Below are 15566 nucleotides of genomic sequence, written 5' to 3'. Positions count from 1 at the left end.
ATCAGTTCTGCAGTGACACACGAAGGCCCTCGAAGCGAGGGCCTTTTGCTTTGGCTGGAACCGCCTATTTCGCCTTGAACGCCTCGCGCCGCGCTTGCCGCTCGGCGACATAAGCCTCTTGCGGCTGGCTGATCAGATCCTCGCGCCGCAACAGTTCCCCGCAGTGATCGCACAGCGGTCCGAGGCCGGCGCTGTGATTGCAGTGCTTGTGGATCATGTTCACGGCCAGCCCCTCCTCCGGCGACTTGCACCAGGTCTCTCCCCAGGCGCGCAACGCAATCACCACCGGGTAGAACCCCTCGCCCTTGGCGGTGAGGTGGTACTCGTAACGTTTCGGCCGCTCGTTATACAAGCGACGCTCGACCAGTCCGTCTGCCTCCAGGCTTTTCAGACGAGCGGCGACCATCTGCGGCGTACCGCCGGTCTGGGCCTGAATCTCGTCATAGCGATGGCTGCCCATGAACAACTCGCGCAAAACCAGCACCGTCCAGCGGTCGCCGACGATCGCCTCGGCCCGGGAAATCGGGCACAGCGTATCGGGAAGACTATCGTTTACAGCCATCAGGGCTTGCCTCTTTCACAGTTACTATGATTATCATATCAACACGATGCAGGAACAAGCCCTGAGCATCGATCACTCTCATTGCCGGAGTACATCGTCATGTCGAAACCTCTCTATCCGCTCGACAGAACCGCCTACCTGCTGGTCGATCCGTACAACGATTTTTTATCGGATGGCGGCAAGATCTTTCCGCTGATCAAACCAATCGCCGACCAGAACGGCCTGCTCGACAACCTGCGCAAACTCGACCGCGCCGTGCGTGGCCTGCAGATTCCGGTGGTCATCGTACCGCATCACCGCTGGGTCAAAGGCGACTACGAGAACTGGGATCACCCAAGCCCTACCCAACAAAAGATCATGCACATGCACCACTTTGCCCGTGGCGAATGGGGCGGTGAATGGCACCCGGATTTCGCGCCGAAGGACGGCGACATCGTTGCTCAGGAGCATTGGGGCTCCAGCGGTTTTGCCAACACCGACCTCGATTTTCGCCTCAAGCAGAAGAGCATCACCCACGTGATCATCGTCGGCTTGCTGGCCAACACCTGCATCGAAGCCACCGCCCGCTACGCCAGCGAACTGGGTTACCACGTCACGCTGGTGCGCGACGCAACGGCGGCGTTCAAACCAGAGATGATGCATTCCGCCCATGAGCTGAACGGCCCGACCTTCGCCCATGTCGTCACGACCACCGACGAGTTGATCGCCAGCCTCAACACACAGGGTGAGTCGAAATGAGTCTGAGCGGCCACCTGCTGATCGGCGCCTCTGACATCCCCTCCACCGAGGGCACGATGAAAGCGCTGAATCCGGCAACCCATCAACTGATCGAACCAGAGTTCGCCTTTGGCGGCGCGGCCCAGGTCGATCAGGCTGCAACCCTTGCCGATGCGGCATTCGACAGCTACAGCCACACCTCGCTGGCCGAACGCGCGGCGTTTCTGGAGAGCATCGCCGATAACCTCGACGCCGTTCGTGAGGAACTGGCCGCCCGCGCCGCACTGGAAACCGGTTTGCCCCAAGCGCAACTGGAAGGCGAAGCCGCCAAGGCCGCTACCCAGTTCCGCCAGTTCGCCGACGTGGTGCGCAAGGGTCGCTTCCTGCAACTGGCCATCGACCCGGCGCAACCTGAGCGTCAGCCCCGGCCACGGATGGATCACCGGCTGCAAAAGATCGCGATAGGCCCGGTGGCGATCTTCGGCGCCAGCAACTTCCCGATCTCCTATTCGGTGGCCGGCGGCGACACCGCTTCGGCGCTTGCGGCCGGTGCGACGGTGATTCTCAAGGCCCACAACGCCCACCCCGGCGCCTCGGAAATCCAGGCCCGCGCCATCCGCAAGGCCGTACAGGCGCATGGCTTGCACGAGGGTGTGTTTTCGATGGTGCGCGGCGGCGGCAATGCCATCGGTGAGGCGCTGGTCGATCACCCGCTGATCAAAGCGGTGACCTTCACCGGTTCGGAACTGGGCGGCATGGCGCTCTATCGCCGCGCACAGCTGCGTCCCGACCCGATCCCGGTGTTCACCGAGATGACCAGCGTCAACCCGACCTTCATCCTGCCCGAAGCAATGGCGGCACGCGGCGCGGAAATCGGTGATGGTTTCGCCGAGCGGATGCTGGTCAATGTCGGGCAAGCCTGCCTGTGTCCGTCGATCCTGATCGCGGTCAAGGGCGATGGCCTGCAAGCGTTGCGCAGCACCATGATCAAACGGATCAGTGATGCACCGGCACGCACGATGCTGACCCCGGGGATTCACGGTTCATACGTCAAAGGGCTGGTGGCGATGGAAAGCGTTGGTGCGAATCTGGTGGCAGTCGGCGCACCAGCGGATGGCCAATTTGAAGGCCGCTCGGCGCTGCTGGAAGTTGACGGTCAACGCCTGCTCGGCGAACCGGCGCTGGCCCATGAAGTGTTCGGTCCGGCCGCGTTGCTGGTAACCGTCAACGATGAGGAAGAATTGCTGGCGGTCGCGCGGTCGTTCAAGGGCCAACTGAGCGCGGCCATTCACCTTGAAGACCGCGATCTGGACCTGGCTCGGCGTCTGTTGCCAATCCTTGAACGTCGCACCGGGCGCATCGTGGTCAACGCCTTCGCCCATCCTCAGGAAGTGACTTTCGCCACCGTGCACGGCGGGCCGTTCCCGGCCACTTCGGACAGTCGCTTCACCTCGGTTGGCATGACCTCGATCGAGCGCTTTTTGCGGCCGGTGGCGTATCAGGGTTTTCCGGATGCGTTGTTGCCGGAGGTGTTGCGCGACGGAAATCTACTCGACCTACCCCGCAGTATCGATGGCCAATAAAAAATGCCCGGTTCGGCAAATCACCGAACCGGGCATTTTTATCGAGTCGCGCGTTTAATCAGGCCGGCACGCCCAGAATGATGTGCGAAGCCTTGATCACCGCCGTCGCACTGACGCCAGCCGCCAGGCCCAGTTCGTTCACCGCGTCGCGGGTCACGATCGAATAGACCTTCGAACCGCCGGCCAGCTCGATCACTACTTCAGCGTTGACGGCGCCATCGGTCACGCTCAGCACCTTGCCTTGCAGGCAGTTGCGGGCCGACAGGCGAATGCCGTCGGATTCGGTCATCAGCATCACCCAAGGCGCCTTGACCAGCGCAACGGCTTCTTTGCCCACCGCGATGCCCAGGCTCTTGAGGCTGGCCAGGGTCACGACAGCAACCAGCTTCTCGCCGCCCGGCAGGGTCAGGACAACTTCCGCGTTGACCGAGCCTTCCTGAACCTGGCTGACCTGACCTTTAAAAACGTTGCGGGCACTGACTTTCATGATGGACGTCCTTTTTTGACTTTGGAGTTAGGAAACGGCCTGCATCATCTGAGCAAGCGCTATGTAGTTACAACTACAGCGCTGCACCTGAATGAACATCGACTCCTGACTCTAGCACCGCCAAAGTGAATCAGATCAGCAGGTCTTCATAGAAGGCGCCGTACGGAAGCTCAGGGTGCTCGATCTGGATTTCCAGAATCCACACACCGGCATTCGGAGCCTGATCGAAATCCCCCAGATTGCCGCCCCGATAGATCGCATGGGGAAAATCACTGACCCGGTGGCCCTTGATGTCCAGGTTCAGTTTCCAGCCCATGGCCTCGGCCTGATCGGTGGCGTAGCGATACAACTCGACACCGGTTACGCCCTGACGCCAAAAGGCCTCGACCTTGTCGAAGAGTGCTTTGGAGGCCGCCGCGCAAGCGATCATTTGCGGATCGGACCCGGTGACGAACGTCGCCCCGGCATCGCCTTCATGGCCTTCCCAGACCACGCCCATGTCGATGAAGAAAATGTCTTCCTCGCCCAGCACCGGATCGCCTTCGGAGCGCTCCTTGAAGGTCTTCAGCGTGTTGGCACCGAAGCGGATCAGCAGCGGATGCCAGATCCGGTCCATGCCCAGTTCGACAAGGATTTCCTTGCCCCGAGCATGGGCTTGCGATTCGCGCATGCCGGGCTTGATCACCTTGGCGATCTCGTCCACGGCCTTCCAGGTCAACTGCTGGGCGTGACGCATCGTCTCCAGCACAAAACGTTCGCCTACCGCTTCTTTGCCGCTCAGGGCTGTGGTCATCGCTGATTCCTTCTGGCTAATCGCGCATCGCTTGCGCTGTATAGTTTTTTATATTGCGAAACAGGACGCCTAAGATACAACCATGACACAAAGTGTCAATTCTCTTCTGCACGCACCACGCCGCGCTCCTCGAGCAAGCGCACAAACATGCTCAGACTGCGCGAAACCGTACCCCGGCGCCACACCAGCCACGTCGTCAGAAAGCGAAAATCCGCCGCCAGCGGCCACACACTCACCGTCGCGCAACCGGGCATGCTCTGCAACATGCTGCGCGGCATCAGGGCCAGACCGGCGCCCGCACTGACGCAGGCGAGCATGCCGTGATAGGACTCCATTTCGAAGATCTTGCCGGGTACGGCAGCGTCGGTGCTGAACCATTTTTCGAAGTGATGGCGATAGGAGCAGTTCGAGCGAAAGGCATAGATGTTCTCGCCATTCACGTCCGCAGCGCGCTGGATCGGGCCGTGATGGAGTGGCGAGATGATGACCATTTCCTCCTCGAACGCCGGGATGCCTTCCAGCGCCGGGTGCAAGACCGGGCCGTCGACAAATGCGGCCGCCAGGCGCCCGGAGAGGACACCGTCGATCATCGTCCCGGAGGGCCCGGTCGACAGGTCCAGATCGACCTTGGGGTGTTGCTGGTTATACGTCGCCAGCAAACCGGGAATCCGTACCGCCGCCGTACTTTCCAGCGAGCCCAGCGGAAACGCGCCTTGCGGTTCCTCGCCGGCCACCGTGGCGCGCGCTTCCTGCACCAGGTCGAGAATCCGCCGCGCATACTCCAGAAAACTCCAACCGGCCGGCGACAGGCGCAAGCGGCTTTTCTCGCGGATGAACAGGTCGACGCCCAGATCCTCCTCCAACTGCTTGATGCGCGTCGTCAGGTTCGACGGCACGCGATGGATCTGCGCCGCCGCCGCGCTGATGCTGCCGTGCTCGGCAACGGCCTTGAAGATTTCCAGTTGCACCAGATCCACAGCCATTCTCCAATCATGAAAGAAACGCTCTTTATTATTCAGTTTCCAGAAACCAAACGCCACCCTACTCTGAGCGCATCCACTGACCTCGCAGGACGATGCCATGAGCCCGATTTCCAGCCAGACCCACGCCATCTCGATCAACCCCGCCACTGGCGAGCAGATCGGTCACTACGCCTTCGAATCCGCCGAGGCCCTCGATGCCGCGCTGACCCGTGCCGCGTTCGGTTTCGGCAAGTGGAAACGCAAGCCGCTGCAAGACCGCTCCCGCGCCCTGACCGCGCTGGCCGGCGCCCTGCGTGACAGCAGCGAAGCCATGGCGACCATGATCACCCAGGAAATGGGCAAGCCGATCGCCCAGGCCCGTGGCGAAATCGAGAAATGCGCCAAGCTTTGCGAGTGGTACGCCGAACACGGCCCGGCCATGCTCAACGCCGAAGCAACACTGGTCGAAGGCGGCAAGGCGCGCATCGAATACCGTCCGCTGGGGCCGATCCTCGCCGTAATGCCGTGGAACTTCCCGATCTGGCAAGTGCTGCGCGGCGCCGTCCCGGCGTTGATCGCCGGCAACACCTACGTGCTCAAGCATGCGCCGAACGTGATGGGCAGCGCCTATCTGTTGCGTGATGCCTTCATTCGCGCCGGTTTTGCCGATGGCGTGTTTGAAGTGATCAACGTCACCCCGGAAGGCGTGTCCACTGCCATCGCCGACCCGCGCATTGCCGCCGTGACCCTGACCGGCAGCGTCCGCGCCGGCATGGCCATCGGCGCACAGGCCGGTGCTGCACTGAAGAAATGCGTACTGGAACTGGGTGGTTCCGATCCGTTCATCGTGCTCAACGACGCCGATATCGATGAAGCCGTACAAACAGCAGTGATTGGTCGTTACCAGAACTCCGGCCAGGTCTGCGCCGCCGCCAAACGCCTGATCATCGAAGAAGGCGTGGTTGAAGAATTCACCCGCAAATTCGTCGAAGCCACCCGCCAGTTGAAGATGGGCGATCCGTTGTCCGCCGACAACTACATCGGCCCGATGGCCCGCTTCGATTTGCGCGACGAACTGGATCAGCAAGTGCGCGACACCCTGGAAGAAGGCGCCACCCTGCTGCTCGGTGGCGGCAAGGCCCAAGGGTCGGGCAACTACTACGAGCCGACCGTATTGGCCAACGTCACCGACCGCATGACCTCGTTCAAACAGGAATTGTTCGGCCCGGTAGCCTCGATCATCACCGCACGCGACTGCGCTCACGCCGTGGCCCTGGCCAACGACAGCGAGTTCGGCCTGACCGCCACGATCTACACCGCCAACGTCGCCCTGGCCCAGCAGCTGACCAGCGAGCTGGAAACCGGTGGTGTGTTCATCAACGGCTACTCCGCCAGCGACCCGCGCGTGACCTTCGGCGGCGTGAAGAAAAGCGGTTTCGGCCGCGAGCTGTCGCACTTCGGTGTACGCGAGTTCTGCAATGCGCAAACCGTGTGGCTGGATCGCCGCTGATCCAATGAACAAAGCCCGGAAACGTTTTGCGCTTCCGGGCTTTTTCATTTCAAGCCGCCGCCTGTTGTGGCTCCGATACCGTCCGTTCCTTGCTCAACAGCCCCAGCACCACAGCCGCCGACGCCAGCGTGATGATCGTCAGGATGTGCAACAGATACTGGAACGCCGAAGCGTAACCTTGCACCAGACGTTCATTGGCCAACCCTGGAATCGTGTTGATCGCGTGAGCCATGTCGCCAGTGGTCACCCGGTGCGCGGTCTCGGCAATCAGCGCGGCGTCTGCACTACCGGCCAAGGCCTGCAGATCGGTATGCAGCAGCGAGGCAAGAATCGCCGCGACGCTGGCCAGTGCAATCCCCTCGCCCGCCACCCGCACCGTGTTGAAGATCCCGGCCGCCATGCCGGCGCGTTCTTTCGGCACTACGCTGACCGACAGCCCGTCCATCAAGCCCCACGGCAACCCCGCACCAATCCCGATCAACACCATCGGTACCACCAGCGCAAATTTTGGCTCGCCGACGTTGTACAGGCTCAGCCAATGCAGACCTACAGCAGCAATCAGGAAACCCACGCCCGACAAAATGCCGGCCGAGACAAAACGGGTCATGGACGCCGCAAGCATCGGCACCACCAGCATCGGCGCCGACAACGCCAGCAACAGCAGACCGGCATCGATTTCACTCAAGCCTTCGACGCCGATAAACCGCAGCGGCAGCATGACCACCAGCACGATGTAGCAAAAGCAGGTGCCAATCGGCAGCATCTGCACACCGATGAAGCGCGGAAAACGGAACAGGGTCAGATCGAGCATCGGGCGCTTGACGCGCATTTCGATAAGGACGAACAGCGCCAGTAATAACGCCGAAGCGCCCAACAGCCCCACTACCAACGGACTGCCCCAACCGCTTTCGGGGGCCTGGATCACACCGAACGTGAACAGCGCCAGCATCGAACTGAACGTCACGGTGCCCGGCCAGTCGAGACCGCTGGCGTCTGGGTCGCGGGTCTCACGCATGCGCGGCAGACCGAAGACCATCGCGATCACACCGATCAGCGCGGTGAAGACGAAAATCGCGCGCCAGTTGAACGCCTCGATCAGCGCCCCGGCCACCAACGGCCCGAACGCCAGGCCGATGCCAAACGTGGTGCCCAGCATGCTGTAGGCACGGGTGCGCGCATGGCCTTCGAACTCCTGCGCCAGCGCTGCCGAACCACTGGCCAGCGCCGCCGCCCCGGCCACGCCCTGAATCGCTCGCAAAACGTCGAGCCAGAACACCGAAGGCGCCAGGCTCTGGGCAATCGACGCCCCGGTGAACAACAGCATGCCGGCGGTGAACAGGCGCTTGCGCCCATAGACATCAGCCAACGCCCCCGCCGCCATCAGCAGACTGCCGAACGACAACATGAACGCATTGGTAATCCAGGTCAGCGCCACCGGGCTGCCGCCCAAGTCACGGCCGATGGCCGGCGTCGCCACCGCGCCACCGGTAAAACTTAACGGAAGGACCAGTGCCGACAGGCAAATGGCCGCGAGGATCAGCAGTTTGTCGCGCGCGCCATGGGGCTGGGAGACGGTTGTCATGATTTCGTCCAATGAAAAGAAAAATAAGGCTGCGATCAACAGAGCGCAGCCTGCGATTGCTGAGTCGGGCGGCGTGTCAGTCCTTGAAGTCCGTGGACAGCGCCAGCGCATTCCACTCGGCCAGTTCCTGCGCCACCAATCGATTTTTCGCTTCGATCCGCGCGACGGTGTCGCTGCCCAGCGCCAGCCGTTGCGGCGGGTTCGGCGCATTGACCAGCGCCAGCATGGCTTCGGCAAACTTCACCGGATCACCCGGCTGCGCATGGTTGGCGGCTTCGGCGAAGGTGCGCATCTTGCCGACAGTTTCGTCGTAGTCCGGCAGCACCAGCGCGGTCTTGACCAGCGATTGTTCATCGAGGAAATCAGTGCGGAAGAAGCCCGGTTCGACCACCGTGACATTTATGCCCAGTGGCGCCAGTTCCTGATGCAGCGCTTCGCTGATGCCTTCCACCGCGAACTTGGTGGAGCCGTAGACACCCCAGCCCATATAGGCCTGATAGCCGCCAATCGATGAGATGTTGATGACCCGCCCGCTACGCTGGGCACGCATGTGCGGCAGCACGGCGCGAGTCACGTTGAGCAGGCCGAAGACGTTGGTGGCGAACAGGCGCTCGGTTTCGCTGGCGCTGGTTTCTTCCACCGCGCCCAGTACGCCGAAGCCGGCATTGTTGATCAGCACATCAATGCGGCCGAAACGCTTGATGCCTTCCGCCACCGCTTGGTGGGCCTCTTCTTCGCGGGTGACGTCCAGGCGCACCGCCAGCAGGTTCGGGTGCTCGCCGAGACGATCGGTGATGTCTTGCGGATTGCGGGCGGTGGCAATCACGGCGTCGCCGGCACGCAGGGCATGTTCTGCGATGAGGGTGCCAAAACCACGGGAAGCTCCGGTAATCAGCCAGGTACGCATAGCAACTCCTCCTGTCAGTGACCCTGGCGTTATTGCCGGGCCTTCTCGATGAGTTGATGCGACTTTAAAGCCGTGCTACTGATGTGATAATCCCAACAAAATTACATGACTTTGTGAAAGGCGCTCATCAATGAAAAACCCGTCCACGGCGGATCTGTCGATCTTTCTGAGCATCGCGCAGCATCTGAATTTCAGTCGTGCAGCGGTGGATCTGGGCCTGACACCGTCGGCGCTGAGTCACTCGTTGCGCGCTCTGGAAAACCGCCTCGGCGTGCGTCTGTTCAATCGCACCACCCGCAGCGTGGCCCTGACCGAGGCCGGTGAGCGCCTTTACGCCCGGTTGAAACCGGCGTTTCGCGATATCGAAGATGCGCTTGAAGACCTCAACCATTTTCGCGACAAGCCCTCGGGCAACCTGCGCATTACCTCCGGGCGCCAGGCTTGTGAACTGGTGCTGCTGCCGATTGCCAGCGAGTTCCTGCAGGTCTACCCGGACATCCGTCTGGAGGTGGTCGAAAGCGATGCGCTGCTGGATATCGTCGCCGCCGGATTCGATGCTGGGGTACGCTTCGGCAACCGGTTGGAGGCGGACATGGTGTCGCTGCCCATCGGACCGAACCTGCGTTCGGTGGTGGTCGGCTCGCCGGCGTTTTTCCAGCGGCATCCCGCGCCACAGAAACCGGAAGACCTGCATGCCCTGCCCTGCATCCGCCATCGGTTCCCGAGCGGTTCGATGTACCGCTGGGAATTCGAACGTGGTGGCATTGAACAGGAAATCGAAGTCAACGGCCCGCTGACGCTGGGCGATGTCAGCCTGATGGTCGGCCCGGCGTTGCAAGGTTTGGGGCTGGCCTATGTGTTCGAAGACATGGTCAGCGAGCACCTCGCGGCCGGGCGTCTGGTGCAGGTGTTGGCGGACTGGTGCCCGTACTATCCCGGCCTGCATCTGTATTACCCGAGCCGGCGCCATGTACCGGCGCCGCTCAAGGCTTTCATCGACTTTGCCCGCAACGTTCGCGACGGCAAAACGGGATAGTTACAGATACTTCAACCAGACGATGTCCCGTCGCCGGGCCTTCAGTGCGGAGAACCAGCGCACGGCCGGAAACAACCCGACCGCCAGCACCATCGCCGCCAGCCACACCGCTGCCACCGTCGAGAAACCGAAATGACTGCCCTGATTGAGCCCGACCAATGCCACGCCAATCAGGTACAGCACCTTCAGCGCATACAGGTGCAGCAGATAGAAAAACATCGGCGCCGAACCGAACACCGTCAGCCAGCGAATCCAGCGCCGATCCTGCGCGCGCTCGAACACCAGCAACAGCAGCAGCCCGACGCTCACCGTCAGCGTGATGAACAACAGCGATGGCGGGTACTTGGTGATGTTGAAAAAACTCATCAGGGTTTGCAGGCTGCTGTCATTGAGCGACCACGGTTTCTCGCCGTAACCGTTGACCAGCCGCAACGCCACGAAACCCAGCAGCCCGGCGATGCCAACGATCAGTAAACGCCGCTGACGCACACCCGCATCGGCCATTCGGGCAAACCATGGCCCCAGCGCGTAACCCAGACCGATCACACCGATCCACGGCAGCAGCGGGTACGACGTGCGCAAGCGCAAGCTCTCGCTGACTTCGATCCAGCCCCGGTCATGCAGGATTGCCCAAGGCACGTGCAGCGCCGAATCCACGGCAAAGTGCAGACCGTCGAGCAGGTTGTGCCCGGCGATGATCACCAGGCTCAACGTCAACAACAGCCAGCGTGGCAGCCAGACCAACAGCGACAGCGCAATCATGCTCAGGCCGATCGCCCAGATCACTTGCAGGTAGATCACACTCGGTGGCAACTGGAACGTCCAGGCGAAATTCACCAGGGTGAATTCGAGCACCACCAGGAACAGACCACGCTTGAACAGAAAGGCACTGACATCAGCCTTGCCGTCGTACTTTTCCCCGAACAGCCATGCCGACAATCCGGTCAGCAGCACGAAAACCGGCGCGCACAGATGCGCCAGAGTGCGACTGAAAAACAGCGCCGGCTCGGTGCTGGCGATGTCCATCGGATCGGACACCTGACGATGCAACAGAAAGGTTTCGCGCACGTGATCCAGCAACATGAACAGAATGACCAGGCCGCGCAGCGCATCAATGGACAGCAGCCGGCCAGTCGCCGGCGGGACGTTTCGAGGAGCAGCAACGGTCATGAAAGGTTCGCAATCGAGTGAAGAGTTCGATCGGGCCGCGTGCAAACGGCCCGACTATTTGCGTTACCTTATAACATGAAAAGCCGCTTCAATTGCTAACGGTTCTCAAGCCGTGCGCAGTTGCTCAAGCAGCACCTGCAACGGATGACGCACCGCCCGGTCGGCCTGACGCTTGACCTGGCTACGGCACGAATAGCCGGTCGCCAGTGCTTCGCCCCGCTCTGCCGGCGCATCGATCTGCTTCGCCCAGGACTGCTCGTAAATCACTGCCGAGGTGTCGCGATTGCGCGCTTCGTGCCCGTAGGTGCCGGACATCCCGCAGCAACCGGTGGCCTGGGTCGTCAGTTTCAAGCCGACACGCTCGAACACCTGCTCCCATTGCCGGGTCGCGGCGGGCGCGTTGGTTTTTTCGGTGCAGTGCGCGAGCAGGCGGAAGCTTTCGCCCTCTCGCGAATCCGTCCGTTGCGGCATGACCTTGAGCAGCCACTCCTGCACCAGCGCCACTTCCGGGCATGTCTCCATCCCCGGCACCTTCAAATACTCCTGGCGATAAACCAGGGTCATCGCCGGGTCGAGCCCCACCAGCGGCACGCCAATCTCGGCCAGAGCACGCAATTGCCCGGCATTGCGCAACGCCGCGCGATTGAACGCCGAGAGGAAGCCCTGCACATGCAGCGGCTTGCCGTTGGCGCTGAACGGCGCCATATAAACCTGATAACCCAGGCGCGAAATCAGTTCGATCAGATCCGCCAGCAATGGCGCCTCGAAATACCGGGTGAACGCGTCCTGCACCAGCACCACACTGCGTTCGCGTTGCGCCTGAGTCAGCGCCGAAAGCACCTCGACCGACGCCGGTTGGACCTGCCAGCGACGCATGGCCGCGTGGAAATCGAAACGGCTGAGCAACGGCACATCGACCATGCCACCAAGGCGCTCGATCAAGCGACGGCTGAACGAAGCCCCCATCAAACCGTTGTAGAGAAACGGAATCCGCGCGATATACGGAATCGTGTATTCCAGCGAGGCAATCAGATAATCCCGCGCCGGCCGCAGGTAACGGGTGTGGTACAGCTCAAGAAACCGCGAACGGAAATCCGGCACGTTGACCTTCACCGGGCACTGTCCCGCGCAGGACTTGCACGCCAGGCAGCCGGCCATGGCGTCGTACACCTCGTGGGAGAAGTCTTTTTCCTGCGCACGGCTGTTGCGCCAGCGCTGCAGCAATGTGCTGAAAAACGGCGGGCGACGACTGGCATCGGACAACACATCCACCCCCGCCTCGCCCTGCAACCGCAGCCATTCGCGAATCAGCGAGGCGCGGCCTTTTGGCGACTGCGCACGCTGGCGGGTGGCTTTCCACGACGGGCACATCGCATCGTCGGGATCGAAGTTGTAGCAGGCACCGTTGCCATTGCAGTGCATGGCCGCGCCGTAGTCCTGCCAGACTTTCTCGTCGATCTGCCGATCAAGTTCGCCGCGCAGGGTCACTTCGTCGATCTTCAGCAGTGCCGCGCCGGGAATATCCGGCGTGGCAATCTTGCCCGGGTTGAACTGGTTGAACGGGTCGAACGCCGCCTTCAAGGCTTGCAACGCCGGGTACAGCTCACCGAAAAAGGCCGGGGCATATTCCGAGCGCAGGCCCTTGCCGTGCTCGCCCCACAGCAGACCGCCATAACGCTGGGTCAGCGCGGCGACGCCGTCGGACACCGGTCGAACCAGTGCCGCTTGTAGCGGGTCTTTCATGTCGAGAATCGGCCGCACGTGCAGCACGCCGGCATCGACGTGGCCGAACATGCCGTATTGCAGATTGTGGCTGTCGAGCAGTTCGCGCAGTTCGGCGATGTATTCGGCCAGGTGTTGCGGCGGCACGGCGGTGTCTTCGACAAACGGCTGCGGCCGCGCTTCACCGGCGACGTTGCCGAGCAAACCCACCGCACGCTTGCGCATGCCATAAACGCGGTTCACCGCCGCGTGACCGACGGCCAGCGTATGGCCCAAGCGCTCGACTGTGGCGTCGTTGCCCAAGTGCTGGACAAAGGCCTCGACCCGACCTTGCAGCTCCTCGGGATCGTCGCCGCAGAACTCCACCAGGTTGATCCCCAGCGTCGGCCGCTCGGCGCTTTCCGGGAAATACTCGGCGACGCCATGCCAGACGATGTCCTGCATCGCCAGCAACAGCACTTTGGAGTCGACGGTTTCAATCGACAGCGGCTTGAGCGCCATCAACGCCCGCGCATCGCGCAAGGCATCCATGAAGCCGGCGTAGCGGATGTTCACCAGCATCGTGTGCTTGGGGATCGGCAACACGTTGAGCTTGGCCTCGACCACAAACCCCAGCGAACCTTCGGCACCGCACAGCACGCTGTTGAGGTTGAAACGGTTGTCGGCCTCGCGCAGGTGCGCCAGGTCGTAGCCGGTCAGGCAGCGGTTGAGGTCGGGGAAGGTTTGTCGGATCAGTTCGCCCTGCTCATCGATGATCTGCCGCGCGCAGCGGTACACCTCGCCGGCCCGCCCCTCACGGGCGCATTCCGCCGCCAGCTCACTTTCTTCCAGCGGACGGCCGTGCAATCGCTCACCACCGCGCAGGACCATGTGCAATTCCAGAACATGGTCACGGGTCTTGCCGTAGGTGCAACTGCCCTGGCCGCTGGCGTCGGTGTTGATCATGCCGCCGACGGTGGCGCGGTTCGACGTCGACAGTTCCGGGGCGAAAAACAGCCCGGCGGATTTCAGTGCCGCGTTGAGTTGATCCTTCACCACACCGGCCTGCACCCGCACCCAACGCTGTTCAACGTTGATTTCGAGAATGCGGTTCATGTGCCGCGACAGGTCGACAACGATGCCATCGGTCAGCGATTGCCCGTTGGTACCGGTGCCACCGCCACGAGGGGTGATCACCACTTTCTGGTAAGCCGGTTCGGCGATCAGACGCGCCAGCAGCGCCACGTCATCGGCGTCCCGAGGGAATACCGCCGCTTGCGGCAAGCGCTGATAGATCGAGTTGTCGGTGGCCAGCACCACGCGGCTGGCGTAGTCAGCGCTGATTTCGCCACGAAAACCGTTGGTTTCAAGGGCTTTGAGAAACTGTTGGTAATCGGTGTTCAACGCGGTGGAAGGCGACAGCTGGGCAATCATCGGGGGGGCGATCTCGGTCAAAAACGGGCCGTGTAGCGGTGAACAGTTGTGCGCAATGAATGATTGCGTCACGCTCCCGCCATCTCATAGGCCTTATGTTCATTGCAGAGCGATGCCGGGACAACCGTAAATTCGACCCGCAATCCATGACTAAAACGAATGAATCCACGAACCCTCACCCCCTCGATGTCGTTGCTGCTGGCGTTTGAAGCCGCCGCACGCCATGAAAGCTACACCCGCGCCGCCCACGAACTGTCGCTGACCCAGAGCGCGGTCAGCCGTCAGGTGCAGATTCTGGAAAAGATGCTCGGCATGCGCCTGTTCAGCCGTGAAGGCCGGCGGGTGATCCTTACCGACGTCGGGCGCATGTATCAGCGCGAACTGTCCGAAGCCCTCGGGCAGATCCGCAGCGCGACGTTGCAGGCCATGGCGTTTGGCTCGGGGATTCACAGCCTGCGCCTGGCGACCTTGCCGACTTTCGGCTCGAAATGGCTGCTGCCGCGCCTGAAGGATTTCTACACGGCGCACCCGGGCATGACTGTGCACCTGCACTCGCGGATCGAGGCCATCGACTTCGACACCAGCGAAATCGACGCGGCGATTTGTGTCGGCGGCGGTGACTGGCCGGGGCTGACCGCCCACCGCCTGCACACCGAAGAACTGGTGGTGATCGCCAGTGCGCAATTGTCCGACGCCGAACGTCTCGCGGCCAACAAGGATATCGCCGGGCAGCTTCTTCTCAATGTCAGCAGCAACGCTCAGGCGTGGTCCGAGTGGTTCAGCCATCACGCCCTGCCCCATCGCAGCATGCGCATCGGGCCGAGCTTCGAGATGACCTCGCACTTGATCCAGGCCGTGCGCGCCAATATCGGCATCGGACTGGTGCCGAGGATTCTGGTGGAGGATGAATTGCACAACGGCGAACTGCTGCAACTGGGCGAACCGATCAGCAGCCGGCGCAGCTATTACCTGGTGTACCCGGCGCGTAATGAATCATTGGCGTCGTTGAAGGCGTTTCGGGATTGGCTGGTGCAGACGCTTTGAGATGATGCCGGCCCGTAATGGGCCGGCATTCAAAGCCTAGTGCATGCTGGAAAGAGGCTTGCGATCAACTGTCACTGG

General features: G+C 61.9%; 13 protein-coding genes. 5 read left to right on the top strand and 8 right to left on the bottom strand.

Annotation, left to right across the window (positions count from 1 at the left end; translation table 11 throughout):
* Positions 1–64: 64 nt before the first annotated feature.
* Positions 65–562: a winged helix-turn-helix transcriptional regulator gene (locus AC1RMX_RS14175; protein WP_192558245.1), complete on the bottom strand. Its 498-nt coding sequence runs from the start codon at positions 560–562 to the stop codon at positions 65–67.
* 99 nt (positions 563–661) lie between these two features.
* Here AC1RMX_RS14175 and AC1RMX_RS14170 point away from each other — a divergent pair, with 99 nt between their 5' ends.
* Together AC1RMX_RS14170 and AC1RMX_RS14165 are read left to right on the top strand one after the other, a co-directional pair.
* Positions 662–1300 (top strand): cysteine hydrolase family protein, encoded by a 639-nt coding sequence (locus tag AC1RMX_RS14170; protein ID WP_096820099.1) that lies wholly within the window; start codon positions 662–664, stop codon positions 1298–1300.
* Positions 1297–2862 carry an aldehyde dehydrogenase (NADP(+)) gene (locus AC1RMX_RS14165; RefSeq protein ID WP_493072344.1) on the top strand — a complete coding sequence of 522 codons (1566 nt, stop codon included), beginning with the start codon at positions 1297–1299 and terminating at the stop codon, positions 2860–2862. The genes AC1RMX_RS14170 and AC1RMX_RS14165 overlap by 4 nt, the downstream gene beginning before the upstream one ends.
* Before the next feature lie 58 nt (positions 2863–2920).
* Here the strand turns inward: AC1RMX_RS14165 and AC1RMX_RS14160 are convergent, their stop codons facing one another.
* The 3 genes from AC1RMX_RS14160 to ptrR form a co-directional block, all read right to left on the bottom strand.
* Entirely contained in the window at positions 2921–3349 is a 429-nt protein-coding gene (locus tag AC1RMX_RS14160; protein ID WP_102620931.1) for a TOBE domain-containing protein, read from the bottom strand.
* Positions 3350–3479: 130 nt separating this feature from the next.
* Positions 3480–4142: a M24 family metallopeptidase gene (locus AC1RMX_RS14155; RefSeq protein WP_273540436.1), complete on the bottom strand. Its 663-nt coding sequence runs from the start codon at positions 4140–4142 to the stop codon at positions 3480–3482.
* A 95-nt stretch (positions 4143–4237) separates the two neighbouring features.
* The gene (gene ptrR / locus AC1RMX_RS14150; RefSeq protein WP_064600875.1) at positions 4238–5119 is read right to left on the bottom strand and encodes a putrescine utilization regulator PtrR; all 882 of its coding nucleotides are present in this window, start codon (positions 5117–5119) and stop codon (positions 4238–4240) included.
* A gap of 103 nt (positions 5120–5222) precedes the next feature.
* Here ptrR and AC1RMX_RS14145 point away from each other — a divergent pair, with 103 nt between their 5' ends.
* A complete protein-coding gene (locus AC1RMX_RS14145) occupies positions 5223–6614 on the top strand; it encodes an aldehyde dehydrogenase family protein (protein ID WP_493072342.1) in 1392 nt (463 codons plus the stop codon).
* Positions 6615–6663: 49 nt separating this feature from the next.
* Here AC1RMX_RS14145 and AC1RMX_RS14140 read toward each other — a convergent pair whose 3' ends face one another.
* Together AC1RMX_RS14140 and AC1RMX_RS14135 are read right to left on the bottom strand one after the other, a co-directional pair.
* The gene (locus tag AC1RMX_RS14140; RefSeq protein WP_493072340.1) at positions 6664–8196 is read right to left on the bottom strand and encodes an MFS transporter; all 1533 of its coding nucleotides are present in this window, start codon (positions 8194–8196) and stop codon (positions 6664–6666) included.
* A 76-nt stretch (positions 8197–8272) separates the two neighbouring features.
* Positions 8273–9103 (bottom strand): oxidoreductase, encoded by an 831-nt coding sequence (locus AC1RMX_RS14135; RefSeq protein ID WP_493072338.1) that lies wholly within the window; start codon positions 9101–9103, stop codon positions 8273–8275.
* A 130-nt stretch (positions 9104–9233) separates the two neighbouring features.
* Between AC1RMX_RS14135 and AC1RMX_RS14130 the strand changes: the two genes are divergently transcribed.
* A complete protein-coding gene (locus AC1RMX_RS14130) occupies positions 9234–10139 on the top strand; it encodes a LysR family transcriptional regulator (protein WP_423203684.1) in 906 nt (301 codons plus the stop codon).
* Here AC1RMX_RS14130 and AC1RMX_RS14125 read toward each other — a convergent pair whose 3' ends face one another.
* Positions 10140–11309: an acetyltransferase domain-containing protein gene (locus AC1RMX_RS14125; protein ID WP_493072336.1), complete on the bottom strand. Its 1170-nt coding sequence runs from the start codon at positions 11307–11309 to the stop codon at positions 10140–10142.
* A 105-nt stretch (positions 11310–11414) separates the two neighbouring features.
* Positions 11415–14444, bottom strand: a complete 3030-nt coding sequence (ydiJ, locus tag AC1RMX_RS14120; protein WP_493072334.1) for a D-2-hydroxyglutarate dehydrogenase YdiJ — start codon at positions 14442–14444, stop codon at positions 11415–11417.
* A gap of 159 nt (positions 14445–14603) precedes the next feature.
* On the opposite strand from ydiJ, the gene AC1RMX_RS14115 reads away from it, so the two are divergent.
* The gene (locus AC1RMX_RS14115) at positions 14604–15488 is read left to right on the top strand and encodes a LysR substrate-binding domain-containing protein (protein ID WP_096820109.1); all 885 of its coding nucleotides are present in this window, start codon (positions 14604–14606) and stop codon (positions 15486–15488) included.
* Positions 15489–15566: the final 78 nt, after the last annotated feature.

This window comes from Pseudomonas sp. GW822-FHT03F04 (assembly GCF_058801405.1).
The sequence above is the reverse complement of the archived record's forward strand: the minus strand, read 5'-3'. Positions and strand labels throughout refer to the sequence as shown.